At 32.6% G+C, this 25,678-nt stretch carries 21 protein-coding genes, 1 riboswitch and 1 other annotated feature; of the genes, 20 read left to right on the top strand and 1 reads right to left on the bottom strand.

Going from position 1 to position 25,678, the window contains the following annotated elements:
• Positions 1-30: 30 nt before the first annotated feature.
• A complete protein-coding gene (locus KA828_RS12565; RefSeq protein ID WP_210126328.1) occupies positions 31-1,392 on the bottom strand; it encodes an amino acid permease in 1,362 nt (453 codons plus the stop codon).
• A 349-nt stretch (positions 1,393-1,741) separates the two neighbouring features.
• Between KA828_RS12565 and KA828_RS12560 the strand changes: the two genes are divergently transcribed.
• From KA828_RS12560 to clpX, 20 genes are all read left to right on the top strand, one after another.
• Positions 1,742-2,860: a citrate synthase gene (locus KA828_RS12560; protein WP_075108955.1), complete on the top strand. Its 1,119-nt coding sequence runs from the start codon at positions 1,742-1,744 to the stop codon at positions 2,858-2,860.
• A gap of 42 nt (positions 2,861-2,902) precedes the next feature.
• Positions 2,903-4,171, top strand: a complete 1,269-nt coding sequence (icd, locus tag KA828_RS12555) for an NADP-dependent isocitrate dehydrogenase (RefSeq protein WP_053029607.1) — start codon at positions 2,903-2,905, stop codon at positions 4,169-4,171.
• Positions 4,172-4,538: 367 nt separating this feature from the next.
• The gene (locus KA828_RS12550; RefSeq protein WP_037536805.1) at positions 4,539-5,249 is read left to right on the top strand and encodes a response regulator transcription factor; all 711 of its coding nucleotides are present in this window, start codon (positions 4,539-4,541) and stop codon (positions 5,247-5,249) included.
• On the top strand, positions 5,249-6,946 hold the full coding sequence (gene pnpS / locus KA828_RS12545; protein ID WP_210126327.1) for a two-component system histidine kinase PnpS: 1,698 nt from the start codon (positions 5,249-5,251) through the stop codon (positions 6,944-6,946). The genes KA828_RS12550 and pnpS overlap by 1 nt, the downstream gene beginning before the upstream one ends.
• 179 nt (positions 6,947-7,125) lie before the next feature.
• Entirely contained in the window at positions 7,126-9,756 is a 2,631-nt protein-coding gene (gene polA / locus KA828_RS12540) for a DNA polymerase I (RefSeq protein WP_210126326.1), read from the top strand.
• Positions 9,757-9,771: 15 nt separating this feature from the next.
• Entirely contained in the window at positions 9,772-10,644 is an 873-nt protein-coding gene (mutM, locus tag KA828_RS12535) for a bifunctional DNA-formamidopyrimidine glycosylase/DNA-(apurinic or apyrimidinic site) lyase (protein WP_210126325.1), read from the top strand.
• 16 nt (positions 10,645-10,660) lie between these two features.
• Positions 10,661-11,269 carry a dephospho-CoA kinase gene (coaE, locus tag KA828_RS12530; RefSeq protein ID WP_075108950.1) on the top strand — a complete coding sequence of 203 codons (609 nt, stop codon included), beginning with the start codon at positions 10,661-10,663 and terminating at the stop codon, positions 11,267-11,269.
• A 220-nt stretch (positions 11,270-11,489) separates the two neighbouring features.
• The gene (gene gap / locus KA828_RS12525; protein WP_075109383.1) at positions 11,490-12,515 is read left to right on the top strand and encodes a type I glyceraldehyde-3-phosphate dehydrogenase; all 1,026 of its coding nucleotides are present in this window, start codon (positions 11,490-11,492) and stop codon (positions 12,513-12,515) included.
• Positions 12,516-12,770: 255 nt separating this feature from the next.
• Positions 12,771-13,241 (top strand): transcriptional regulator NrdR, encoded by a 471-nt coding sequence (gene nrdR / locus KA828_RS12520; RefSeq protein ID WP_210126324.1) that lies wholly within the window; start codon positions 12,771-12,773, stop codon positions 13,239-13,241.
• Positions 13,242-14,633, top strand: a complete 1,392-nt coding sequence (locus KA828_RS12515) for a replicative helicase loading/DNA remodeling protein DnaB (RefSeq protein WP_193839242.1) — start codon at positions 13,242-13,244, stop codon at positions 14,631-14,633.
• Positions 14,634-15,554 carry a primosomal protein DnaI gene (gene dnaI / locus KA828_RS12510; RefSeq protein WP_210126323.1) on the top strand — a complete coding sequence of 307 codons (921 nt, stop codon included), beginning with the start codon at positions 14,634-14,636 and terminating at the stop codon, positions 15,552-15,554. It begins immediately after the preceding gene.
• Between the two features lie 307 nt (positions 15,555-15,861).
• Complete coding sequence (gene thrS / locus KA828_RS12505) at positions 15,862-17,799, top strand: threonine--tRNA ligase (RefSeq protein ID WP_210126322.1); 1,938 nt, start codon at positions 15,862-15,864, stop codon at positions 17,797-17,799.
• 49 nt (positions 17,800-17,848) lie between these two features.
• Positions 17,849-18,024, top strand: a riboswitch (Lysine riboswitch).
• A 161-nt stretch (positions 18,025-18,185) separates the two neighbouring features.
• On the top strand, positions 18,186-19,679 hold the full coding sequence (locus KA828_RS12500; RefSeq protein WP_053029598.1) for an amino acid permease: 1,494 nt from the start codon (positions 18,186-18,188) through the stop codon (positions 19,677-19,679).
• 63 nt (positions 19,680-19,742) lie between these two features.
• Positions 19,743-19,870, top strand: a sequence feature (ribosomal protein L20 leader region).
• 22 nt (positions 19,871-19,892) lie between these two features.
• Positions 19,893-20,420, top strand: a complete 528-nt coding sequence (gene infC, locus KA828_RS12495) for a translation initiation factor IF-3 (RefSeq protein WP_053029651.1) — start codon at positions 19,893-19,895, stop codon at positions 20,418-20,420.
• A 27-nt stretch (positions 20,421-20,447) separates the two neighbouring features.
• Positions 20,448-20,648, top strand: a complete 201-nt coding sequence (gene rpmI, locus KA828_RS12490) for a 50S ribosomal protein L35 (protein WP_002448990.1) — start codon at positions 20,448-20,450, stop codon at positions 20,646-20,648.
• Positions 20,649-20,702: 54 nt separating this feature from the next.
• Positions 20,703-21,059 carry a 50S ribosomal protein L20 gene (gene rplT, locus KA828_RS12485; RefSeq protein WP_210126321.1) on the top strand — a complete coding sequence of 119 codons (357 nt, stop codon included), beginning with the start codon at positions 20,703-20,705 and terminating at the stop codon, positions 21,057-21,059.
• Positions 21,060-21,209: 150 nt separating this feature from the next.
• On the top strand, positions 21,210-21,818 hold the full coding sequence (locus tag KA828_RS12480; RefSeq protein ID WP_075108316.1) for an NUDIX domain-containing protein: 609 nt from the start codon (positions 21,210-21,212) through the stop codon (positions 21,816-21,818).
• A gap of 12 nt (positions 21,819-21,830) precedes the next feature.
• Positions 21,831-22,754, top strand: a complete 924-nt coding sequence (locus KA828_RS12475) for a hypothetical protein (protein ID WP_075108317.1) — start codon at positions 21,831-21,833, stop codon at positions 22,752-22,754.
• 159 nt (positions 22,755-22,913) lie between these two features.
• Positions 22,914-24,218, top strand: coding sequence for a trigger factor (gene tig / locus KA828_RS12470; RefSeq protein ID WP_053029595.1), 1,305 nt, complete (start codon positions 22,914-22,916; stop codon positions 24,216-24,218).
• Positions 24,219-24,375: 157 nt separating this feature from the next.
• Positions 24,376-25,638, top strand: a complete 1,263-nt coding sequence (clpX, locus tag KA828_RS12465; protein ID WP_070854903.1) for an ATP-dependent Clp protease ATP-binding subunit ClpX — start codon at positions 24,376-24,378, stop codon at positions 25,636-25,638.
• Positions 25,639-25,678 lie beyond the last annotated feature (40 nt).

Below are 25,678 nucleotides of genomic sequence, written 5' to 3'. Positions count from 1 at the left end.
GGCCTTTTTACGTCTTAATCAATGTTTCAACTATTTAGTATGTTTTGCAACTTGTCTATATCTTAAGTACATTAAACCTAATAGTACAAACCATATAGGAGTTAGGAAGATAGCATTTCTAGTTGTTTCATTTACAAATAATAAACAAAATACTAAGAAGAAGAATACTAAAATTGCATAACCCATATATTTACCACCAGGAAGCTTATAAGATACAGTTTTATGTAACTCTGGATTTTTTCTGTGATAATTAATATAAGCAATAATAATTAATGCCCATACGATAATAAATAATACAGTCGAAATAGTAGTTACATACGTAAACACTAATGTAGCGTCAGGGAAAATATAGTTTAATAACGCTGTAACTAATAATAATGCTGATGAACCAATGATAGCAAAATGAGGAACACCATTTTTATTTGTACTTCTAAAGATTGGTGGTGCTTGGTCTTGCTCAGATAATCCGAATAGCATACGGCTATTTGAGAATATACCACTATTACAAGATGAAGCTGCCGCAGTAAGTACTACAAAGTTGATTAATCCAGCAGCGAAAGGAATACCTATTAATGAGAATAATCTAACAAATGGACTCTCATTAGGATCAACTTTATCCCAAGGAATAATAGACATGATAACTGCTAATGCACCCACATAGAATACTAAAATTCTCAAAGGTACAGCATTAATCGCTTTTGGAATTGTTTTTTCTGGGTCTTTAGTTTCACCTGCAGTAACACCAATCATTTCGATACCTACGAATGAGAATAACGCCATTTGGAATGACATAAAGAAACCAGATGCACCATTAGTAAATATGCCATGTTTATATAAATTTGTGAAACTAGCATGTCCAAATTGTGTTTTATAAGCAATTAAAATCATCACTAAACCTACAACAATTAAAGCAATAATTGTTATGATTTTGATAATAGCGAACCAGAATTCTAATTCGCCAAATAATTTAGCACTTAGTAAATTAAATAGCATTAATATAAGTACACAAAATAGTGCACTGATCCAGTTAGGAATTGCAGGGAACCAGAAACTAACGTACTTCGCAACCGCTGTAACTTCTGCCATACCTGTTATAATCCAACATAACCAATATGTCCAACCAGTAACGAAACCAGCAAATGGTCCTATGTATTCATTTGTCACGTCGGCGAAAGATTTGAAGCGAGTATTTTGAATAATAATCTCACCTAAGCCTCTCATAAACATGAACAACATGAAACCTATAATAATATAAGTTAATAGAATAGATGGACCAGTCATTGCTATGGTTTGACCTGCTCCCAAGAATAACCCAGTACCAATAGCGCCGCCAATAGCAATCAATTGCACATGACGATTACTCAATCCTCTTTGTAATTTTTCTTCAGCCATAAGACAACTCCCTTACATTTAATTAATATTATTATGCACCTATATATTCAATTCGACAATTATTTTTCTAATATTTTCTAAAAATTCCTTTAAATTTTGATTAAATAATTGTAATCAAGCTTGATAATAAAAATGAAATTTTCAATATTTTCTCATTAATTACATAATTTGAATTGGATTGAATGCTTATATAATGGCGTTTATTGGGTATTTGAGTAAAAATAAGTCTATTAAATTAAAGTTAATTACCATTTATTGAGCGATATATAATCGTTCACAAAAGTTATTTGTTTGGCTATAATGGTACTTGAAAGCCATTACATTATGTATAAGAAAAGGGGAATTACTTATGGCAGAATTACAAAAAGGTTTAGAAGGGGTAATTGCAGCTGAAACAAAAATCAGTTCAATTATTGATAGTCAATTAACATATGCGGGATATGATATTGATGATTTAGCAGAAAATGCATTATTTGAAGAAGTCGTGTTCTTATTATGGAACTATAGACTACCAACACAAGATGAATTAGATGCATTGAGAGAAAAATTAAATCATTATATGACTTTAAATCCAAGAGTTTATAAACATTTTGAAGAATATGCGACGGATAATGTGCATCCTATGACGGCATTACGTACATCTGTATCATATATTGCACACTTTGATCCTGATGCTGAAAATGAAACAGAAGAAAATAGAAAAGAAAGAGCCATTCGTATTCAAGCTAAAATTGCTTCTTTAGTTACAGCATTTGCACGTGTTCGTGAAGGAAAAGAACCTGTTAAACCAAATCCTGATTTAGGCTATGCAGCGAACTTCTTATATATGTTAAGAGGGGAATTACCTACAGATACTGAAGTTGAAGCATTTAATAAAGCTTTAGTATTGCATGCAGACCATGAGCTTAATGCTTCTGCATTTACAGCTCGTTGTGCCGTTTCTTCTTTATCTGATATGTATTCAGGCATTGCAGCTGCAGTAGGTTCATTAAAAGGACCATTACATGGTGGTGCGAATGAACAAGTTATGAGCATGCTTTCTGATGTTAAATCAGTCGATGAAGTGGATGCTTACTTAGATGAAAAATTCAAAAACAAAGAAAAAATTATGGGATTCGGTCACAGAGTTTATAAAGACGGAGATCCTAGAGCCAAATATTTACGTGAGATGAGCCGTAAAATTACTTCTGAAACTGGTAGAAGCGAATTATATGATATTTCAATTGCTATTGAAAAACGTATGAAAGAAGAAAAAGGCCTTATTCCTAATGTCGATTTCTTCAGTGCTACGGTATATCATAGTATGGATATCCCACATGATTTATTTACGCCTATATTCGCAGTAAGTCGTACATCAGGTTGGACTGCACATATTCTAGAACAATATCGTGATAATAGAATTATGCGTCCAAGAGCTAATTACATCGGTGAAACAGATCGTAAGTATGTACCAATTGAAGAAAGATAAAAAATAAAGTTAAATAGATTCACAATATTTGGAGGTAAAATTATGTCAGCTGAAAAAATTACAAGATTAAATGATGGATTAAACGTCCCTAATGAACCAATTATTCCTTTCATAATTGGTGATGGTATTGGACCAGATATTTGGAAAGCAGCAAGCCGTGTTATCGATGCAGCTGTTGAAAAAGCTTATAACGGTGAGAAACGTATTGAATGGAAAGAAGTTCTAGCTGGTCAAAAAGCTTATGACGAAACTGGTGAATGGTTACCTCAAGAAACATTAGATACAATAAAAGAATATTTAATTGCAATTAAAGGGCCATTAACTACGCCAATCGGTGGTGGTATTCGTTCATTAAATGTTGCTTTACGTCAAGAGTTAGACTTATTTACTTGCTTACGTCCAGTACGCTGGTTCAAAGGTGTACCTTCACCTGTTAAACGTCCACAAGATGTTGATATGGTAATCTTCCGTGAAAATACTGAAGATATTTATGCTGGTATTGAATTTAAAGAGGGTACTGATGAAGTTAAAAAAATAATTGATTTCTTACAAAATGAAATGGGTGCTACGAATATTCGATTCCCAGAAACTTCAGGTATCGGTGTCAAACCGGTTTCTAAAGAAGGTACTGAGCGATTAGTTAGAGCAGCAATCCAATATGCAATCGATAATGACCGTAAAACGGTAACGCTTGTTCATAAAGGTAATATCATGAAATTTACTGAAGGTGCATTCAAACAATGGGGCTATGATGTAGCACATAATGAATTTGCTGATAAAGTATTTACATGGCAACAATATGACGAAATAGTTGAACAAGATGGTAAAGATGCAGCTAATCAAGCGCAAGAAAAAGCTGAACAAGATGGAAAAATCATTATTAAAGATTCTATTGCTGACATTTTCTTACAACAAATTTTAACTCGTCCAGCCGAACATGATGTTGTTGCTACAATGAATCTTAACGGTGACTATATTTCAGATGCTTTAGCCGCTCAAGTAGGTGGTATTGGTATCGCACCTGGTGCAAACATTAACTATGAATCTGGTCACGCTATTTTTGAAGCAACACATGGTACAGCACCTAAATATGCTGGTTTAAATAAAGTTAACCCATCTTCTGAATTGTTAAGTTCAGTGTTAATGTTAGAACATTTAGGCTGGCAAGAAGCTGCTGATAAGATTACTGATGCAATTGAAGCGACAATCGCATCTAAAGTTGTAACTTATGATTTTGCACGCTTAATGGATGGCGCTACTGAAGTATCTACTTCAGATTTCGCTGATGAATTAATTAAAAACTTAAAATAAGTCAATCAGTGAACAAGACTTAGTTGTTCATACAAAATAATCTTAGTTAAATCATAATAATTAAATAGTTAGCAATACATCTGAGTAAGGCTTTATTTAAACCCTTTCTCGAAGTTGCTATCACTCAAAGGAGTGGAACTTGGTATTTCAAATAAATCCAGTTCCATTCCTTTTTTTATAAAAAATCAGTTAAATAATTTTATATTTCCTTAACAATATTTAAATAATAGTAATACAAATACTCAATAATTAGAAAATGATAATTTGATTGTTAAGATTATGTAAATTTAATATGTTGTATGTTATTTTTGTTTTAACTTCCGTTATAATGAAATTGAAATGTTATATTTATTCAGGGAGGCACATTATGTCACAAAAAGTATTAGTGGTTGACGATGAGCAATCAATTGTAACTTTATTAAAATATAATCTTGAAACGGCTGGTTACATCGTTGAAGTAGCATACGATGGCGAAGAAGCTTTGGAAAAGGTAAATGAAATTCAACCAGAACTTGTCGTTTTGGATGTAATGTTACCTAAAAAAGATGGTATTGAAGTATGTAAAACAATACGTTCTGATAAAAATTTAGTCCCTATTTTAATGCTAACTGCAAAAGATGATGAGTTTGATCGCGTATTAGGATTAGAATTAGGTGCAGATGACTATATGACAAAACCTTTTTCACCGAGAGAAGTAGTTGCAAGAGTGAAGGCTATCTTGAGAAGATCTAAATTTGCTAGTGAAATTGAAAAAGAAGATGTTGATGATGAGGATATATTGATTGAGAACATTCGAATCAGACCTGAGTTCTTTGAAGTTTATAAAGATGATGAGTTATTAGAACTTACGCCTAAAGAGTTTGAATTACTATTATATCTCATAGAGAGACAAGGGCGAGTAATTACCCGTGAACATATGTTGAATTCAGTTTGGAATTATGAATTCGCAGGCGATTCTCGAATTGTAGACGTTCACATTAGCCATTTGCGAGATAAGCTCGAAGAGAATCCAAAACAACCTAAATTAATCAAAACTGTTCGTGGACTTGGTTACAAATTAGAAAGACCTAAGGCTTAATGCTTAAATTTCATCATCGGTTATTATTATTATTAAGTACAATTACCATTATCAGTTTTATTGGTTTAGGCATCATTATTCATCATACAATTTATCAAATATTATCAACAGCGCAAGTCACAGAGCTCAAACATGTTTCCGAAAATTTCCTCAAATTAAACAAACAAAATGACAATAAGGAAATAAAGAACATTTCAGCTAATCAAAATCTAATCGTTAAGATTACTAAAAACGGAGAAGTCATTTATCAAACAGGGAATCAACATAAATTTAATGATAACATTGATAATGAAGCTAATCCGTCTAATATTATTTATAATCGAGAAAATGGACAGGTAAGATATACATTCAAAACGGTTATTAATGATAAAACGGTATACATAAGTGGGATGAATACTGAAATTCTTGAATTACAGAAGAGTATGTGGAAGTATTTATCTTTAATTGGAATTATTGTTCTTTTAGCAATATATTTAGCAGTTAGAAGCATTCATCGTACATATATTAGACCGATTAATGAGGTTACTTATGCGACTTCGTTAATCGCTGATGGCTATTATCATGTTCGCGTGCCTGAAAGTAATGTCAAGGAGACCAAAGCACTGTTTGTTACAACTAATGATTTGGCTAGACGCTTACAAAAGCTTAATAATAAGCAAAAAATGCAATCCAATCGTTTAAAAACTACATTAGAAAATATTCCGAGTTCCGTTTTAATGATTGACAAACATGGCGAAATCGTAGTTGCAAACCACGCCTATTATGATTTGTTTAGACCAAATGGTAAGGTTGAAAATAAAAAGTATACCTCATATTTAGATACTAAAATTCAACAATTGATTTTAGAAAGTTTTAAAACTGAAAAGCCACTCTATGATCAAATTGAAATCGTATTAAATAACGTTCATCATAAATATTTTGATCTATCTTGTGTTCCAATACTTAGTAAATCTAAAAAGAAATTACAAGGTATGGTTGTTGTTATGCATGACATCACCAATCTTAAAAAATTAGAAAACTTACGACGTGAATTTGTGGCAAATGTTTCTCATGAACTTAAAACGCCTATAACTTCTATTAAAGGTTTTGCTGAAACATTAATTGAAGGTGCAAAAAACGATGAAGAATCGCTTGATATGTTTTTAAACATCATTTTAAAAGAATCTAATCGTATTGAGTCTCTTGTTGCGGACTTATTAGATTTATCTCATATCGAACAACAAACTGAGATAGAAACATCGTTTGTGAATCTCTCAGAACTTGCTTATACTACTATTGATAATCTACAAAACCAAGCAAGATATAAAAATATTAGCATTTTGCCTGAAATTGAAAAAGATATCATCATAGAAGCACATGAAAATAAAATGGCACAAGTCATTACTAATTTACTTTCAAATGCGATTAATTATTCACTTGAAAATAGTGACGTTATTGTAAGAGTTTATAGAAAAGGACTTGAAGTTAACTTAGAAATTCAAGATTTTGGCATAGGAATTGAGAAGAGTGACCAAAACCATATTTTCGAAAGATTTTATCGTGTAGATAAAGCGAGAAGTAGAGATTCAGGTGGCACAGGCTTAGGGTTGTCTATAACGAAACATATTGTCGAAGCACATCATGGTACAATAAATGTTGAGAGCAATATTGGTGAAGGTTCGTTATTTAGAGTTTCATTTATAGATGAACAAAAATAATATTTCATCCATTAAGGCCTTTCGTTCATTTTCAATTATTCAATTGATTAATGAAACGAGAGTGCCTTTTTTATTTGCAGAAATTTTTAACCAAACAAAGACTTTTGAAGAAACCATACATTCGTTAACGAACTCTGAATATGCTAAAATATAATAAAATCACTCTGGAGGTATACGCTTTGAATAAACTAGTTTTAATTGATGGTAATAGTTTAAGTTTTCGAGCATTTTATGCATTACCACTTCTTTCTAACAAAGCAGGAATACATACGAATGCAATATATGGTTTTGCGATGTTACTTGAAAAGATTTTAAGAGAAGAACAACCAAGTCATTTTTTAGTTGCGTTTGATGCAGGCAAAACTACATTTAGACATTCAAAATATAGTGAATATAAAGGCGGTAGACAAAGCACGCCACCGGAATTAAGTGAACAATTCCCGTATATTCGACAACTATTGGATACGTATCATATCAAACATTATGAGTTAGAGAACTACGAAGCTGATGATATCATTGGTACATTAAGCAAAGAAGCAAATGAGCAAGGATTTGAAACAATCATTGTTACAGGTGATAGAGACTTAACTCAACTCGCTACTGATCATGTAACCATCTATTACACTAAAAAAGGTGTTACAGATGTCGATCATTATACTCCAGAATTTATTAATGAAAAATATGATGGGCTTGTACCTAGTCAAATTATTGATATGAAGGGACTCATGGGTGATACTTCTGATAACATCCCAGGTGTTGCTGGTGTGGGTGAGAAGACAGCTATCAAGTTATTGAAACAATTTAATACGGTTGAAGGTGTCTATGAAAATTTAGATGCAGTTTCAGGAAAAAAATTAAAAGAAAAACTTGAGAATAGTCGTGACGATGCATTCATGAGTAAAGATTTAGCAACAATAAATAAAGACAGTCCAATTGAAGTAGCACTTAAAGATACTAAATTAGATAATCAAGATGATAATCAAGATAAAATTGAACTGTTTAAAAAGTTAGAATTCAAACAACTCTTAGCTGATATCGATAGTAATCCATCAGAAGAATCTCAAGAAAACAAAGTATTTGAAGTACATAATGATTTCAACAAGATTAATTTTAATGATTTAAAAGAAGCGGTCATCCATATTGAAGTGGATGGTACCAATTACTTACAAGATGCTATTCTCAAATTTGGCTTCTACAATGGTGTGGATCACATTGTTATTCCTGCTGATCAACTTAAAGATTATCCAGAACTGATTGATTGGCTAGAGAATGAAACTACAGAAAAAGTAGTTTATGATGCTAAAAAAACATACGTTGTTGCGCATAGATTAGACATTGATATTAAAAATATTGTGTTTGATGTTATGTTAGCTAGTTATATTATCGATCCATCAAGAACAATTGAAGATGTTAATTCGGTTGTTAGTAACTATAAACAAAACTATGTTCAAGATGATGTGTCAATCTATGGAAAAGGAAAAAAACGACACATTCCAGAAGATTCGGTTTTAGATAAGCATATTGCATCCATTACTGAGGCAATTCATGCTTGTAAACCTGAAATGGTTGATGAACTAAAATCTCATCAACAAATAGATTTATTGTTAAACTTAGAACTTCCATTAGCGCGCATCTTGAGTGAAATGGAAGAAACTGGCATTTACACTGATGCTAATGATTTGAAAGAAATGCAGTCTGAAATTCAAGGGAAATTAGATTTATTAATCAGTAATATACATGAGGCAGCTGGAGAAGAATTTAATATTAATTCTCCTAAACAACTAGGTGTAGTACTATTTGAAACATTGGAATTACCAGTCATTAAGAAAACTAAAACAGGTTATTCTACTGCGGTTGATGTGTTAGAACAACTACAAGGTCAACATCCTATCATTGATTACATTCTAGAATATCGTCAATTATCTAAATTACAATCTACCTATGTTGAAGGGTTACAAAAAGTAATTAGTGATGATAATCGCATTCATACCCGCTTCAACCAAACGTTAGCACAAACGGGACGTTTATCAAGTGTAGATCCAAACTTACAAAATATACCTGTTCGTCTTGAAGAAGGACGCAAAATTAGAAGAGCCTTCAAACCCACTTCTAATGACAGTGTGATTTTATCAGCAGACTATTCTCAAATTGAATTACGTGTGCTTGCGCATATCACTCAGGATGAAAGTATGAAAGAGGCATTTATTCACGAAAGAGATGTCCATACTGCAACTGCAATGAAAGTATTTGGAGTAGAAGCGGAAGAGGTTGATGCGCTAATGCGTAGACAAGCGAAAGCTGTTAACTTTGGCATCGTTTACGGTATTAGTGATTATGGTTTAAGTCAAAGCTTGAATATTACGCGAAAAAAAGCGAAAGCATTTATCGATGATTATTTAGCTAGTTTTCCAGGTGTAAAACAATATATGTCTGACATCGTTAAAGATGCTAAAGCGGATGGATTTGTGGAAACATTATTGCATCGTCGTAGATATATTCCTGATATTAATAGTCGAAACTTTAATTTAAGAGGATTTGCTGAACGTACAGCAATGAATACGCCAATACAAGGTAGTGCAGCAGATATTATTAAGTTAGCAATGGTTGAATTTGATAAACAAATAAAACAAACGTCATACCATGCGCAATTGTTATTACAAGTACACGATGAGTTGATTTTCGAGGTGCCAGCAAATGAAGTAGAGGATTTCAGTTTGTTTGTTGAAGAAATTATGGAACACGCACTACAATTAGATGTACCGCTAAAAGTAGACTCTAATTATGGAGCTACATGGTATGATGCAAAATAGAAAGAGGAATTAGAAATGCCAGAATTACCAGAGGTTGAACATGTAAAGAGAGGGATTGAACCTTATATCTTAAATGCGACAATTAAAAGTGTGACATTTTCAAGTAAAGTTATAGAAGGAAAACAACAAGGAAAAGAGACCATCATCAAAGGTATCAACTTGGATGGGTTCAGATTGAATAGCGAAGGGTATGCTATACAATCTGTGGAACGTAGAAGTAAATATATTGTTTTCACAATTCAAAAAAACCAAACTCAACGTATTATATTAAGTCATTTAGGTATGGCAGGAGGCTTTTTTATCGTTGATAAATTATCGGATATTAGTACACCAAATTATCGAAAACATTGGCATGTTGTATTTCACTTAGATAATGGTAAACAACTAGTATATTCGGATATCAGACGATTTGGGGAGTTAAGAAATTTGGCGTCTTTCCAAGATTACCCTGCTTTTCTTGATATTGCACCTGAACCATTTAATGATGATGCATTAAATCACTTTTTAAATCGTATTAAACTTAAAAAATATCAAAATAAACCCATTAAACAAATGCTACTTGATCATAAGATGATCGCAGGATGTGGCAATATTTATGCGTGTGAAGCTTTGTTTAGAGCAGGTGTATTACCAGATCGGAAAGTTAATCAAACTTCAGACCAAGAACGTCAAATGTTGTTTTACTATGTTCAAGAAGTGTTAAAAGAGGGTATAAACAACGGTGGTACTAGCATTTCAGATTATCGTCATGCAGATGGTAAAACAGGAGAAATGCAATTACATTTAAATGTATATAAACAAAAGACATGTAACGTTTGTGGGCATGATATTGAGCAAAAGGTAGTGGCTACACGTAATAGTCATTTCTGCCCACATTGTCAGAAATAAAGGTGAGTGAATATTTATGCCAAAAGTAATAGGGTTAACAGGTGGTATTGCCACAGGTAAATCAACGGTTTCTGAATTATTGACAGCATATGGTTTTAAGGTTGTAGATGCTGACATCGCTTCAAGACAAGCTGTTGCAAAAGGAACGAAAGGTTTAGAACAAGTGCGTACTGTTTTTGGTGAACGTGCTATCACAGATGAAGGTGAAATGGATCGTCAATACGTAGGAGAAATTGTGTTTAATCATCCAGAAAAGCGCATCGAGTTAAATGATATCGTTCATCCAATAGTTAGAGAAATAATGGAAAAAGAGAAACAAAACTATCTTAATCAAGGTTATGATGTCATTATGGATATTCCACTCCTTTTTGAAAATGAATTACAGGATACGGTGGATGAAGTATGGTTAGTTTATACATCTGAAAGCATCCAAATAGAGAGATTGATGGAACGTAATCAATTGTCACTTGAAGATGCTAAAGCGCGTGTGTATAGCCAAATTTCAATTGATAAAAAAAGTAGAATGGCAGATCATGTTATAGATAACCTAGGAGATAAGTTAGAACTTAAACAAAATTTAGAACAACTATTAACTGAAAAAGGGTTTATCAATAGAGAAATATAAATTTTATGTGACTCAATTTATAAATTATAGCTCTAGTAGACGAAACATGCTTAAACTTTAATTTTTGCATTAATACGTTTATTAGAGCTTTTTGCTAGTTTAAAATAATCAGCTTAAAAAAATTTTAAAATCATCAGAAAACGCTTTCAAATTTTCGTTATTATGTTACACTATTTTTATAAAGTATAACATATAAACAAACAATCAAGGGGTGCTTTAAATGTCAACAAATATAGCAATTAATGGTATGGGTAGAATTGGTAGAATGGTGTTAAGAATCGCTTTACATAAAGAAGACTTAAATATTGTAGCGATTAACGCAAGCTATCCACCTGAAACAATTGCGCATCTAATTAATTATGATACTACTCATGGTAGATTCGATAAGAAGGTTGAACCTATTGAGAATGGTATCCGTGTCGATGGACATGATATTAAACTTGTGTCTGACCGTAACCCTGAAAATTTACCTTGGGAAGCGTTAGATATTGATATCGTTATTGAAGCTACGGGTAAATTTAATCATGGTGACAAAGCGATTGGACATATCAAAGCAGGGGCTAAAAAAGTATTATTAACTGGACCATCTAAAGGTGGACATGTACAAATGGTAGTCAAAGGGGTAAATGATAATCAATTAGATGTTGAAACGTATGACATTTTTAGTAATGCGTCATGTACAACAAACTGTATTGGACCGGTAGCTAAAGTTTTAAATGATCAATTTGGTATTGTTAATGGTCTTATGACAACAGTTCATGCAATTACAAATGATCAAAACAATATAGATAATCCACATAAAGATTTACGTCGCGCACGTTCTTGTAACGAAAGTATTATACCAACGTCAACTGGTGCTGCTAAAGCTTTAAAAGAAGTACTCCCAGAATTAGAAGGTAAACTTCATGGTTTAGCTTTACGTGTACCAACTAAAAACGTTTCACTTGTTGATTTAGTGGTTGATTTAAAAGAAAACGTAACAGCAGAACAAGTTAACGATGCATTCCGTAATGCAGGTTTAGATGGCATTCTTGATGTAGAAGATGCACCATTAGTTTCGATGGACTTTAATACTAACCCTAATTCAGCAGTCATTGATGCTCAAAACACAATTGTAATGGGGGATAATAAAGTAAAAGTGATTGCATGGTACGATAACGAGTGGGGTTATTCAAATAGAGTAGTTGAAGTTGCTCAACAAATTGCCAAATTAATTGGTTCTGAAAATGTTGCGACTGCGAAATAATAAATTTTAACAGTCAAATATCGCGAGACTATTAAATCTTTTAACTAAGATTAAATAGTCTCGCTTTTTTGTTTTATATCATTTAGTTACAAACCTTTTACATAGTATTAGAAATTAAGGAATAGGTTATACGTGAATTAGAATATTTATTAATTTTTTTAAATTTTAGTGTGTTTTTAATGCGCATTGGACTTCTTTTGTCTAGAATGCTTTTATAGTATAATGAATCATAATCTATTCAAGAGGGTGAAAGAAATGAAATGCCCAAAATGTAGTTCAACGCATTCGCGTGTTGTTGATTCAAGACATGCTGATGATGCTAATGCAATTAGACGTAGAAGAGAATGTGAAAATTGTGGCACTCGATTTACGACATTTGAACATATAGAAGTAAGTCCATTAATTGTGGTTAAGAAGGATGGGACGCGAGAACAATTTTTAAGAGAGAAAATATTGAATGGACTTGTTAGATCATGTGAGAAGCGACCTGTACGTTATCAGCAATTAGAGGATATTACGAATAAGGTTGAATGGCAATTACGTGATAGCGGCCAAACAGAAATTTCTTCTAGAGATATTGGAGAACATGTAATGAATTTATTAATGCATGTTGATCAAGTATCTTATGTAAGATTTGCTTCAGTATATAAGGAATTTAAAGATGTTGATCAATTATTAGCATCAATGCAAGGCATCTTGAGTGATAATAAACGGAGTGATATATAAATGAGTTTGCACTCATATGAATATGGTTTAAGCCCGCATGACGGTTATAAAGTGTATCGTCAATTCCAATTTAATCATAATCATTTGGAGATACTTAATCGATTGTATATGCCCTTAATAGGCGCACAAGCTATAGGTACATATCACTTTATGAACCAATTTGTGAACAGTGATGAAACATTAACACACTATACAATCATGAATGAATTAAAATTGAATTTGGCAGAATTTCGTCAATACATGGATTTATTAGAAGCAATCGGTTTGATTAAAACATATGTAAATCATGATGAACAACAATCATTTTTCATTTATGAATTAGTACAGCCACCTACGGCATATCAATTTTTTAATGATCCTATGTTATCTGTTTACTTATATAATCAAGTTGATAAACAACGTTATAAAAGCCTAAAAAATTATTTTAAAAAACAAGAACCTGATTTAAATGGCTTTCAACAAGTTACGCGCAAATTTACTGATGTATTTAAAGTACCTCATGCTAATGTTCCTGTAGATGCATCATCAATAAAAAAAGAAAAGTCATACAATGGTATTGATTTATCTAATGTGTCGTTTGATTTTGAAATTTTAAAAGAGATGCTACGTAATCATTTTATTAGTGATGAAATTATTACTAAAGAAACCAAAGATTTAATAGTTCAATTAGCGACTTTATATGGTTTAACAGAAGATGCTATGAAGCGTATTATTTTAAATTCAATTACAAGTAATCAACAGTTATCGCATGAAGAAATTAGAAAACATGCCCGTTCGTATTATTTGATTGAACATAATCAACAATTACCTGAGCTGGAACCAAAAGGTAGCAGTGAAAGCCAAAGTGAAGTTACTCATATTCGACAAGCTACATCGTCAGAACAAGTCACTACAGATAATAATTGGTTGCAATTGTTAGAGGAAACGAGCCCAATTGATATGTTGACATCTTGGTCTGGGTCAGAGCCAACATTCCAACAAAAGAAAATGGTTGAAGAATTAATTGAAAGAGAAAAGTTAAACTTTGGTGTTATAAATATTTTGCTTCAATTTGTCATGTTAAAAAATGATATGAAATTACCAAAGACATACATTTTAGAAATTGCATCAAACTGGAAGAAATTGGGCATTAAGTCTGCAAAAGAGGCATATGACTATGCATTAAAAGCTAGTGAGCAAAAAGCCGATTACAAAGGCAACGATAAATCTCAATCAAGAAAACGATATGCTAAATCTCGAGAAATTGTATCCAGAGAGAAAACGCCAAAATGGTTGAAAAATAGAGGACAGGAAAAACAGGAAAAAGCACTAACTAAAGAAGAACAGGAACGTTTTGAAAAAGAACGCGCTGCATTCCGTGAGCAACTCATACGTGATTGGGAGGAGGATTAAATGAAGTCATTTAATAGTATTATCAAAGCAAATGGAGATTTAGAGAAACGAATTGCTAAGATCAAGCAGCAAGTCATAAATGACCCTGCTGTAAAAGCATTCTTAAACCAGCATCAATCTGAATTGACGAACGACATCATTGATAATGATTTGAATGTATTACAAGAGTATAAAGATCAACAAAAGATTTATGATGGTCATGATTACGAACACTGTCCGAATTTTGTAAAAGGACATGTTCCTGAATTATATGTGGAGAATAATAGAATAAAAATTCGTTATAATATGTGTCCATGCAAAATTAAACATGATGAAGAAAAATTCAATGCGCATTTAATAACTTCACACCATATGCAACGCGATACGTTAAACGCTAAGATGAAAGATATCTATGATTCAGATATACATCGACTAGCTATCGCTAAACATGCGAATGATATGTGCAAGCAATTAGTTAATGGTGAGAAGGTAAAAGGTATGTATATTCATGGTCCTTTTGGAACAGGTAAGTCGTTTATCTTAGGTGCAATTGCAAATCAACTTAAAGCTAAAAGTATCGCCTCTACGATTGTTTATTTACCTGAATATATTCGTACACTTAAAAGTGGTTTCAAAGATGGTAGTTACGAAACTAAGTTACAACGCATAAGAGAAGCAAAAATATTAATGATAGATGATATTGGCGCAGAAGAAGTGACACCATGGGTGAGAGATGAAGTGATTGGTCCATTGTTACACTATCGAATGGTCCAAGAACTTCCAACATTTTTCTCATCAAATTTAAATTTTGACGAGTTAGAGCATCATTTATCGATTACGCGTGAAGGTGCAGAAGAAATGAAAGCAGCTAGAATTATAGAAAGAATTAAAACATTGTCAACACCATATTATTTAGATGGTAAAAATTTAAGAAATAATTGAAATTTAAAATAACTATTGTATAATTAAGATAAATCTTAATCGTTGAAATAGTTGAAGATATGATAATTTAATCCATGTTATACAGCGAGCTAATATTTAGGATGAGAATTTAGCTAACATATTAAGTTATTACTCCTTCATTATTAGGTATTGGTAATCAATGCCCGGCTCAAGACCGTTATCTTAAGCAGAGATGTTTAGCAATTGCTAAATAACTAGGGTGGTACCACGACAAACTCGTCCCTTTTTTAGGGGGCGAGTTTTTTTATTTCAACGAAAATAGAATTTAATTACGGAGGTTTTATAAATGGATCAAATCAATGTTCAATTTCCAGATGGCAATTCGAAAGCGTTTGATAAAGGAACAACAACTGAAGATATAGCACAATCAATTAGCCCAGGATTAAGAAAAAAAGCTGTGGCTGGTAAATTTAATAATCAAATGGTGGATTTAACTAGACCATTAGAAGAAGATGGAAGTATTGAAATTGTAACACCTGGTAGTGATGAAGCACTTGAAGTTTTACGCCATTCTACTGCACATTTAATGGCTCAAGCTTTAAAACGTTTATACGGGGATGTGAAATTTGGTGTTGGACCGGTTATAGATGGCGGTTTTTATTATGATTTTGATATGGACGAAAAAGTTTCATCAGATGACTTTGAAAAAATTGAAAAAACAATGAAACAAATTGTTAATGAAAATCATAAAATTGAACGCAAAGTTGTATCTAGAGATGAAGCTAAAGCTTTCTTCAAAGATGATCCATATAAATTAGAATTAATCGATGCTATTCCCGAAGATGAAAGTGTAACGTTATATTCACAAGGTGAATTTACGGATTTATGTCGCGGTGTACACGTTCCTTCAACTTCTAAAACCAAAGAATTTAAGTTACTTTCAACTGCTGGTGCCTATTGGCGTGGAGACAGTAATAATAAAATGTTACAACGTATTTATGGTACAGCCTTTTTCGATAAAAAAGATTTAAAAGCACATTTAGAAATGCTTGAAGAACGTCGTGAACGAGATCATCGTCGTATTGGTAAAGATTTAGAACTATTCACAAATAACCCATTAGTAGGGGCTGGATTACCATTGTGGTTACCAAACGGTGCTACAATCCGTCGTGAAATTGAACGCTACATTGTTGATAAAGAGGTAAGTATGGGATATGACCATGTTTATACACCTGTATTAGCAAATGTGGAGTTATATAAAACGTCTGGACACTGGGATCATTATAGAGATGACATGTTCCCACCAATGAAATTAGATGAAACAGAAGAGATGGTATTACGACCTATGAACTGTCCGCATCATATGATGGTTTATAACAATCGTCCACATTCTTATCGTGAATTACCTATTCGTATTGCTGAGTTAGGTACTATGCATAGATATGAAGCGAGTGGTGCTGTATCAGGTTTACAACGTGTACGTGGAATGACTTTAAATGACTCTCACATTTTTGTAAGACCTGATCAAATCAAAGATGAGTTTAAACGTGTTGTAAATATGATTCAAGAAGTATATAGAGACTTTGGCTTTGAGGATTATACATTTAGATTAAGTTACAGAGATCCTGAAGACAAAGAGAAATATATGGATGACGATGAAATGTGGAATAAAGCTGAAACTATGCTAAAAGAAGCGGTTGATGAAATGGGATTACCATACGTTGAAGCGATTGGCGAAGCGGCATTCTACGGTCCAAAACTAGACGTACAGGTTAAAACTGCTATGGGTAAAGAAGAAACATTATCTACTGCGCAAATTGATTTCTTATTACCAGAAAGATTTGAATTAACTTACATCGGTAGTGATGGTGAAAATCATCGACCAGTCGTTATTCATCGTGGTGTCGTTTCAACTATGGAACGTTTCGTAGCCTTCTTAACTGAGGAAACAAAAGGTGCCTTCCCAACATGGTTAGCACCAAAACAAGTTGAAATTATCCCAGTTAATGTAGACTTACATTATGATTATGCTAGAAATTTACAAGATGAATTAAAATCACAAGGTGTTCGTGTAGAAATCGATGACCGTAATGAAAAAATGGGTTACAAAATACGTGAAGCCCAAATGCAAAAAATACCTTACCAAGTTGTAGTAGGCGATAAAGAAGTTGAAAATAACGAGGTTAATGTACGTAAGTATGGTTCTCAAGATCAAGACACAGTTGAAAAAGATGAATTCATTTGGAATTTAGTTGATGAAATTCGTTTGAAAAAACGCAGATAGTCTTGATAAAAAAGACAGCATAATGTATATTACTATATAGTTAAATAAAAAAAGAGTTAGAGGTTGCGTCTTTAATGAGTAACACTTCAGAAGTTATTAGGGAACGTATGTTGAAAGTGTGAAAGGTAAAGATGCCGAAATGAATGATATCCTTAAAGATCATTTGTTGGGACAGTTATCGAACAGAAACTGTACTGTCACAATTTGTGATGTGCTACCGAAATAGATTAAGCAAATGGTTGCATATCTTAAGGTATGCAACCATTTTTATATGCTTTAAAAAGTATGAAAAATGGTTTGAAAGTATTGATTGAATGCGTTCATAATCATCGCATAACACAACAAAACGATTTTAGTTAGCCTCTACTGTAAGAAAGGGAGCTTCTATGAGAAAAGTAGAAAGTCAAAATGACGGTATCAAAAGAGGATTGAAAGATCGCCATATTTCTATGATCGCTATGGGAGGTTGTATAGGAACTGGATTGTTCATGACATCTGGTGGTGCAATACATGATGCTGGTGCATTAGGTGCTTTAATTGCGTATGCCATTATAGGTGCGATGGTGTTTTTCCTAATGACATCTCTAGGTGAAATGGCAACATATCTACCGGTTTCTGGATCATTTAGTACTTATGCAACACGATTCGTAGATCCATCTTTAGGATTTGCGTTAGGATGGAATTATTGGTTTAACTGGGTTATTACAGTTGCAGCGGATGTTACAATTGCTGCTCAAGTTATTCAGTATTGGACACCTATGGCTGGCATTCCAGCTTGGATATGGAGTTGTATTTTCTTAGTCATTATATTCGCTTTGAATTCTTTATCAGTGAGAGTTTATGGTGAAAGTGAATATTGGTTCGCATTAATCAAAGTCGTAACAGTTATCATCTTTATCGTCATTGGTTTGTTAACGATATTAGGTATCATGGGTGGCGAATTTGTAGGCTTTGATACGTTTACTAAGGGTGAAGGACCTATTTTAGGTGGCAACCTAGGTGGCAGTTTATTATCAATTCTAGGTGTATTCTTAGTTGCTGGATTCTCATTCCAAGGTACTGAATTAATTGGTATAACTGCTGGAGAATCTGAAAATCCAGAGCGCGCAGTACCAAAAGCCATTAAACAAGTATTCTGGAGAATATTACTATTCTATATTTTAGCGATATTTGTTATTGGTATGTTAATTCCTTATGATAGCAATGCTTTAATGGGTGGCGATGACAATATTGCTACGTCACCTTTCACATTAGTATTCAAAAATGCTGGTTTAGCCTTTGCAGCATCATTTATGAATGCAGTTATTTTAACTTCTGTATTATCTGCAGGTAACTCAGGTATGTATGCATCAACACGAATGTTATATTCTATGAGTAAAGATAAATTAGCTTTCCATTCATTTGGTAAAACGAATAAATATGGTGTGCCATACTTATCATTATTTGCGACAGCAATTTTAGTTGTTATTATTTTCTTAGTTCAAAAACTAAGTGGTGACGCATATGAATATATTGTTGCTGCAAGTGGTATGACAGGCTTTATCGCATGGGTTGGTATTGCGATTAGTCATTATAGATTTAGACGCGCATTTGAAAAACAACATCACAGTAAGAGAGAATTAAAATATAAAGCAAAATGGTTCCCATTCGGTCCAATTTTTGCAGGGATCCTTTGTGTGATTGTTATCATTGGGCAAGATGTTGATTTCATTAAAACAGGTCATTTTGATTTAAATCGATTTGTTATCACATACATGGGTATTCCAGTATTCTTAGTGTTCTTTATTTATCATAAATTGAGATATAAAACTAAGATGATTCCATTGGATAAAGTAGACTTAAGACAAGATGTGTCAATGGATGAAGTAAAACATCATTAAATTAAAAATATTTGTTGACTTATACCACATACACTGATATGATTAATAACGTTGAATACGAAACGTACCAAGTAGAAACACCCGTTTCTCACCTGTAGCGACGCATTAAGCAGTTGGCAGGTTAATCATGTCACACATTATATGTGTATGAGAGAAGAGCGGGCATTCTATGCTCGCTCTTTTTGCTTGGAAAATTTCGTAAAATTTTGGGAGGTGTCAACCATAGCAAAAGATCAAACGCAAGTTAACGAAAAGATTCGCGCTAAAGAATTACGTTTAATTGGCCAAAATGGTGACCAAATTGGTGTTAAATCAAAACGAGAAGCATTAGAAATGGCTGAACGTGTTGAATTAGATTTAGTAGTTGTAGCACCAAATGCTAAACCACCTGTTGCGAGAATCATGGATTATGGTAAATATAAATTCGAACAACAGAAAAAAGAAAAAGAAATGAAAAAGAAACAAAAAGTTATCAATGTTAAAGAAATACGCTTAAGTCCAACTATTGAGGAACACGATTTCCAAACTAAGTTGAAAAATGGTCGTAAATTCTTATCTAAAGGCGATAAATGTAAAGTTTCTATTCGTTTTAGAGGTCGTGCAATTACGCATAAAGAAATTGGTCAACGCGTATTAGAAAAATTCGCTGACGAATGTAAAGATATTGCCACTGTTGAACAGAAACCTAAAATGGAAGGGCGTCAAATGTTTATCATGTTAGCGCCTGTTAACGAAAAATAATTCATTATTATTAGGAGGAAATGAATCATGCCAAAAATGAAAACTCACCGTGGAGCAGCTAAACGTGTTAAAAGAACTGGTTCAGGTCAATTAAAACGTTCAAGAGCTTTCACATCTCACTTATTCGCAAATAAAAACACTAAACAAAAACGTAAATTACGTAAAGCTAAATTAGTTTCTAAAAGCGATATGAAACGCGTAAAACAATTATTAGCTTATAAAAAATAATTGTCATTAATAAACGAACGATAAATCATTGTTATATCTAAGGAGGAATTTAATATGCCACGAGTTAAAGGTGGAACAGTAACAAGAGCACGTCGTAAAAAAACGATTAAATTAGCTAAAGGTTACTTCGGTGCTAAACACACATTATATAAAGTAGCAAAACAACAAGTAATGAAATCAGGTCAATACGCTTTCCGTGACCGTCGTCAACGTAAAGGTGACTTCCGTAAATTATGGATTACACGTATCAATGCAGCTGCACGTCAACATGACATGAGCTATTCAAGATTAATGAACGGCTTGAAAAAAGCAGACATCAATATTAACCGTAAAATGCTTTCTGAAGTAGCTATTTCAGATGAAAAAGCATTCGCTGAATTAGTATCTAAAGCTAAAGAAGCTTTAAAATAATTGATTTATTAAAGATGACTTTGAAGTCATCTTTTTTTGTTTTCAAATAATTAATAATTGAAATTATAAATCGTTAATGTACCTTTATTTGTTCTTTGGTGATTGAGTTTGATAAAATGCTAATTAAGAAATTATTGTAAGGAGAACACTATGTCTAAATATGATGAGCAAATTATAGTAGTACCAAGAGATATTCTTTTTGAAGAAGAATCAAATGCCTTTAATGGGTTTTTAACTAAAAATGATCCACAAGGCAAAGCAATATTTAATACTTTTTCTAAATATGAAGTTAAACGACGTGGAGATATGGAAGAGGACCCTTCTTATAAACAATTAATTTCATATTGTTTACTAGAAAATGAAAAAAATGAATTGCTAATTTATAAAAGGTTAAGCGGTGGTGGAGAATCACGTTTACACGGTCAATCATCTATTGGTGTGGGTGGACACATGAATGATGTAATAGGCGCGAGTTCGATTAATGAAATTTTAAGAGAAAATGCTCAAAGAGAACTTGAAGAGGAAGTAGGATTATCTGAAGCCAATTCTCAAAATATGGAATATATCGGATTTATAAATGATGATACAAATGATGTTGGCAAAGTACATATTGGTGTAGTTTTTAAAATTAAAGTTAACTCAAATGATATTGAAGTTCGCGAAACAGATACATTAAAAGTTCAATGGTTGGAGAAAGAAAGCATTGATAATTATGATGATTTTGAAACATGGAGTGCATTGATTTTAAAAGAGTTATAGGAGGGAGATGAAATGTCTGATATTATCCCTTTTCCGAAATTGCAACAAAAATTATATAAAGATATTAAAGTAGCACATAATAAGCAACAATATGAAATGCTATACCAATTGTTTGAAAATTATGAGACACAATTTGAATTAGACGAAACACTAGCATTAATTAAATGTAATATGTTGTATCATTTAAATTCTTTTTTAGAGTTAAGAGAAGAAGCTATTGTACTCTTGAAAAGAGGGATTCAACAATATGATGAGTTAATGTTATATTACATCAAAGCGTTAAATGGTCTTGGGCAGTATTATGAATCCGTCAATGTTATTAATCAGATCATAGATGAAGTTCAAAGTCATAAAACTAGAATGGCGTTATTCCCACTAAAAGAATATGCGCAATCACAGTTGAATGAAGATAAACATATAACTAGTCAAATGTTGACTAAATTCAACACCTTGAACCTAAACGAACAAATTCAATTAATACTTAAATTGATTGATAATGGCCATTATGAATTTAAAGAAACCATTGCCTTTTTGCTAGCCAATGAGGTAGAAGCAGATAATTTAAAGAGTTTAATGATCGAATTTTTAAGGTTTGCTGGATATCATTCAGCGATTTCGATAAAAAAGATGGGTCACTCCATTAAAGTTATTCCATCTGAGCTTAATGGTCTAGAACATACTGAACTTAAAACTCAAGTCATTCCTAAAGTCATTGAGCGTTTAGAGAATGGAGCGCTAAACATCATAGATGAAGCCATACATGCAATGAATAACCATGCTATATTATTATATCCACTTAATATATATGAATTATTTGATTATGAAGATTGGATTATGGGATATGATGTTTATTTTAAATCAATGATTGGTATAGAAAGTACGGAAGCTAATTTAGACGTATTAAGTTTTATTCATCAACTTGATGGTCAACTTTGAGCAAATTATTTTATAATATTAAATGAATTCGTTAAAGTTAGATTATTGAAATTTAAAAGTGTTTTAAAGCCCTATAAAAGACTGTTTGTGTCCGTATTGGACGTGTGCTATAATAGGGAAGTTGAAAAAATAAAAATGTAATCATGGAGGTATTTATACATGACAGCAACTTGGGAAAAAAAGGAAGGTAACGAAGGATTATTAAAAGTTACAGTTCCAGCAGAAAAAGTAGACAAAGCATTAGATCAAGCATTTAAAAAAGTAGTTAAACAAATTAACGTGCCTGGTTTCCGTAAAGGTAAAGTGCCTCGTCCTATCTTTGAACAACGTTTCGGTGTAGAAGCATTATATCAAGATGCAGTAGACATTCTATTACCTGAAGCTTATGGTGAAGCGATTGATGAAACTGGTATTAACCCAGTAGCACAACCTGAAATTAATGTTACACAAATTGAAAAAGGTAAAGATTTCGAATTTGAAGCTACTGTAACGGTTGAACCAGAAGTTCAATTAGGTGATTACAAAGGTTTAGAAATTGAAAAACAAGATTCAGAATTAACTGATGAAGATTTACAAGAAGCAATTGACCACAGCTTAGGTCACTTAGCTGATATGGTAGTTAAAGAGGATGGCGCTGTTGAAAATGGTGATACAGTGAATATCGACTTTGATGGCTATGTAGACGGTGAACAATTTGAAGGTGGACAAGCTGACGGTTATGACCTTGAAATCGGTTCAGGTTCATTTATCCCTGGATTTGAAGATCAATTAGTAGGCGTTAAAACAGGTGAAGAAAAAGACGTAGTTGTTACATTCCCTGAAGAATATCATGCTGAAGAATTAGCTGGTAAAGAAGCTACTTTCAAAACAAAAGTAAACGAAATTAAATATAAAGAAGTACCAGAATTAGATGACGAAATCGCTAATGAATTAGATTCTGAAGCTAATAGTGTTGATGAATACAAAGAAAACTTACGTAAACGTTTATCAGAACAAAAAGCTGAAGAAGCTAAAAATGTAGAAAAAGAAGAAGCAATTAACAAAGCGACTGATAATGTAACAATCGATATTCCTCAAGCAATGATTGATACTGAATTAGATCGTATGGTTCAAGAATTTGGTCAAAGAATTCAACAACAAGGATTAGACTTACAAACTTATTTCCAAATTTCAGGTCAAGATGAGTCTCAACTAAGAGAACAAATGAAAGATGATGCTGAACAACGCATTAAAACAAACTTAACACTTTCAGCAATTGCAGATAAAGAAAATATTGAAGCAACTGATGAAGATATCGATAAAGAATTAGAAAAAATGAGTAAACAATTTAATATCTCTGTAGAAGATATTAAAAACACTTTAGGTAATACAGACATCATTAAAAATGATGTACGTATTCAAAAAGTTATTGACTTACTTAGAGACAATGCTAAATACGTTGAATCTACAAAAGAAGACAAATAATAATTCATTGTTAAATTAATAATTAAAATTTAAAGTAGCAGGTGCATCAATATATGTAACCTGCTACTCTATGTTTTAAGCATTTTAGTTGTTAACCATGAATTTGCATTGTAGAATGCTATCTAGTATAGTCGTTTAAGAATAGAGGTGTAAATGAATGTTTAAATTCAATGAAGATGAAGAAAATTTAAAATGTTCTTTCTGTGGTAAGGACCAAGACCAAGTTAAGAAATTAGTCGCAGGAAGTGGCGTATATATCTGTAATGAGTGTATCGAATTATGTTCAGAAATTGTGGAAGAAGAGTTGGCTCAAACGACTTCTGAAGAATTTACTGAACTGCCTACACCGAAAGAAATTATGGATCATTTAAATGAATATGTTATTGGTCAAGAAAAAGCTAAAAAATCTTTAGCAGTAGCTGTATATAATCACTACAAACGTATTCAACAATTAGGACCTAATGAAGACGAAGTCGAGTTACAAAAAAGTAACATTGCGTTAATAGGACCAACTGGTAGCGGTAAAACTTTACTCGCACAAACATTAGCCAAAACGTTAAACGTCCCATTTGCAATTGCAGATGCTACAAGTTTAACAGAAGCTGGCTACGTTGGTGATGACGTAGAGAATATTCTATTACGATTAATTCAAGCAGCCGACTTTGATATTGATAAAGCTGAAAAAGGTATTATCTATGTTGATGAGATTGATAAGATTGCTCGAAAATCTGAGAATACGTCTATTACACGTGATGTATCTGGTGAAGGTGTTCAACAAGCTTTACTTAAAATTCTTGAAGGCACGACTGCTAGCGTGCCACCACAAGGTGGACGTAAACACCCAAACCAAGAATTAATCCAAATTGACACAACGAATATCTTATTCATTTTAGGTGGTGCGTTTGATGGCATCGATGAAGTTATTAAACGTCGCTTAGGTGAAAAAGTAATTGGATTTGCAAGTAATGAAGCGGATAAATATGATGAAGAAGCATTGTTAGAACAAATTCGTCCAGAAGATTTACAATCATATGGTTTAATTCCTGAGTTTATCGGACGTGTGCCAATTGTTGCTAACTTAGAAACATTAGATGTAGAGGCGCTTAAAAATATTTTAACGCAACCTAAGAACGCTTTAGTAAAACAATATACTAAAATGTTAGAACTTGATAATGTCGAGTTAGAATTTACAGAAGAAGCATTAGCTGCTGTAAGTGAAAAAGCAATTGAACGTAAAACAGGTGCACGTGGCTTACGTTCTATTATTGAAGAAGCATTAATTGATATCATGTATGATGTGCCATCATCAGAAGATGTAACTAAAGTCGTAATTACAGATAAAACAATTAATGATGAAGTTGAACCAGAACTATATGACGCTGAAGGCAACTTATTGAATGATAGTAAAACATCTGCTTAATTAAATATATTGCTTAATATGCTTTAATGATTCACAGTCA

It is taken from the genome of Staphylococcus sp. GDY8P85P (assembly GCF_017892405.1).
GTDB lineage: Bacteria > Bacillota > Bacilli > Staphylococcales > Staphylococcaceae > Staphylococcus > Staphylococcus borealis.
Note: the sequence above shows the minus strand (reverse complement) of the source record. Positions and strands in the feature narration are given on the sequence as shown.

Bases quoted from the DNA above. Each gene is read 5' to 3' on its own strand.
- KA828_RS12565 (WP_210126328.1), bottom strand. From the start codon at position 1,392: ATGGCTGAAGAAAAATTACAAAGAGGATTGAGTAATCGTCATGTGCAA.
- KA828_RS12560 (WP_075108955.1), top strand. From the start codon at position 1,742: ATGGCAGAATTACAAAAAGGTTTAGAAGGGGTAATTGCAGCTGAAACA.
- icd (WP_053029607.1), top strand. From the start codon at position 2,903: ATGTCAGCTGAAAAAATTACAAGATTAAATGATGGATTAAACGTCCCT.
- KA828_RS12550 (WP_037536805.1), top strand. From the start codon at position 4,539: ATGTCACAAAAAGTATTAGTGGTTGACGATGAGCAATCAATTGTAACT.
- pnpS (WP_210126327.1), top strand. From the start codon at position 5,249: ATGCTTAAATTTCATCATCGGTTATTATTATTATTAAGTACAATTACC.
- mutM (WP_210126325.1), top strand. From the start codon at position 9,772: ATGCCAGAATTACCAGAGGTTGAACATGTAAAGAGAGGGATTGAACCT.
- coaE (WP_075108950.1), top strand. From the start codon at position 10,661: ATGCCAAAAGTAATAGGGTTAACAGGTGGTATTGCCACAGGTAAATCA.
- gap (WP_075109383.1), top strand. From the start codon at position 11,490: ATGTCAACAAATATAGCAATTAATGGTATGGGTAGAATTGGTAGAATG.
- nrdR (WP_210126324.1), top strand. From the start codon at position 12,771: ATGAAATGCCCAAAATGTAGTTCAACGCATTCGCGTGTTGTTGATTCA.
- KA828_RS12515 (WP_193839242.1), top strand. From the start codon at position 13,242: ATGAGTTTGCACTCATATGAATATGGTTTAAGCCCGCATGACGGTTAT.
- dnaI (WP_210126323.1), top strand. From the start codon at position 14,634: ATGAAGTCATTTAATAGTATTATCAAAGCAAATGGAGATTTAGAGAAA.
- thrS (WP_210126322.1), top strand. From the start codon at position 15,862: ATGGATCAAATCAATGTTCAATTTCCAGATGGCAATTCGAAAGCGTTT.
- KA828_RS12500 (WP_053029598.1), top strand. From the start codon at position 18,186: ATGAGAAAAGTAGAAAGTCAAAATGACGGTATCAAAAGAGGATTGAAA.
- rpmI (WP_002448990.1), top strand. From the start codon at position 20,448: ATGCCAAAAATGAAAACTCACCGTGGAGCAGCTAAACGTGTTAAAAGA.
- rplT (WP_210126321.1), top strand. From the start codon at position 20,703: ATGCCACGAGTTAAAGGTGGAACAGTAACAAGAGCACGTCGTAAAAAA.
- KA828_RS12480 (WP_075108316.1), top strand. From the start codon at position 21,210: ATGTCTAAATATGATGAGCAAATTATAGTAGTACCAAGAGATATTCTT.
- KA828_RS12475 (WP_075108317.1), top strand. From the start codon at position 21,831: ATGTCTGATATTATCCCTTTTCCGAAATTGCAACAAAAATTATATAAA.
- tig (WP_053029595.1), top strand. From the start codon at position 22,914: ATGACAGCAACTTGGGAAAAAAAGGAAGGTAACGAAGGATTATTAAAA.
- clpX (WP_070854903.1), top strand. From the start codon at position 24,376: ATGTTTAAATTCAATGAAGATGAAGAAAATTTAAAATGTTCTTTCTGT.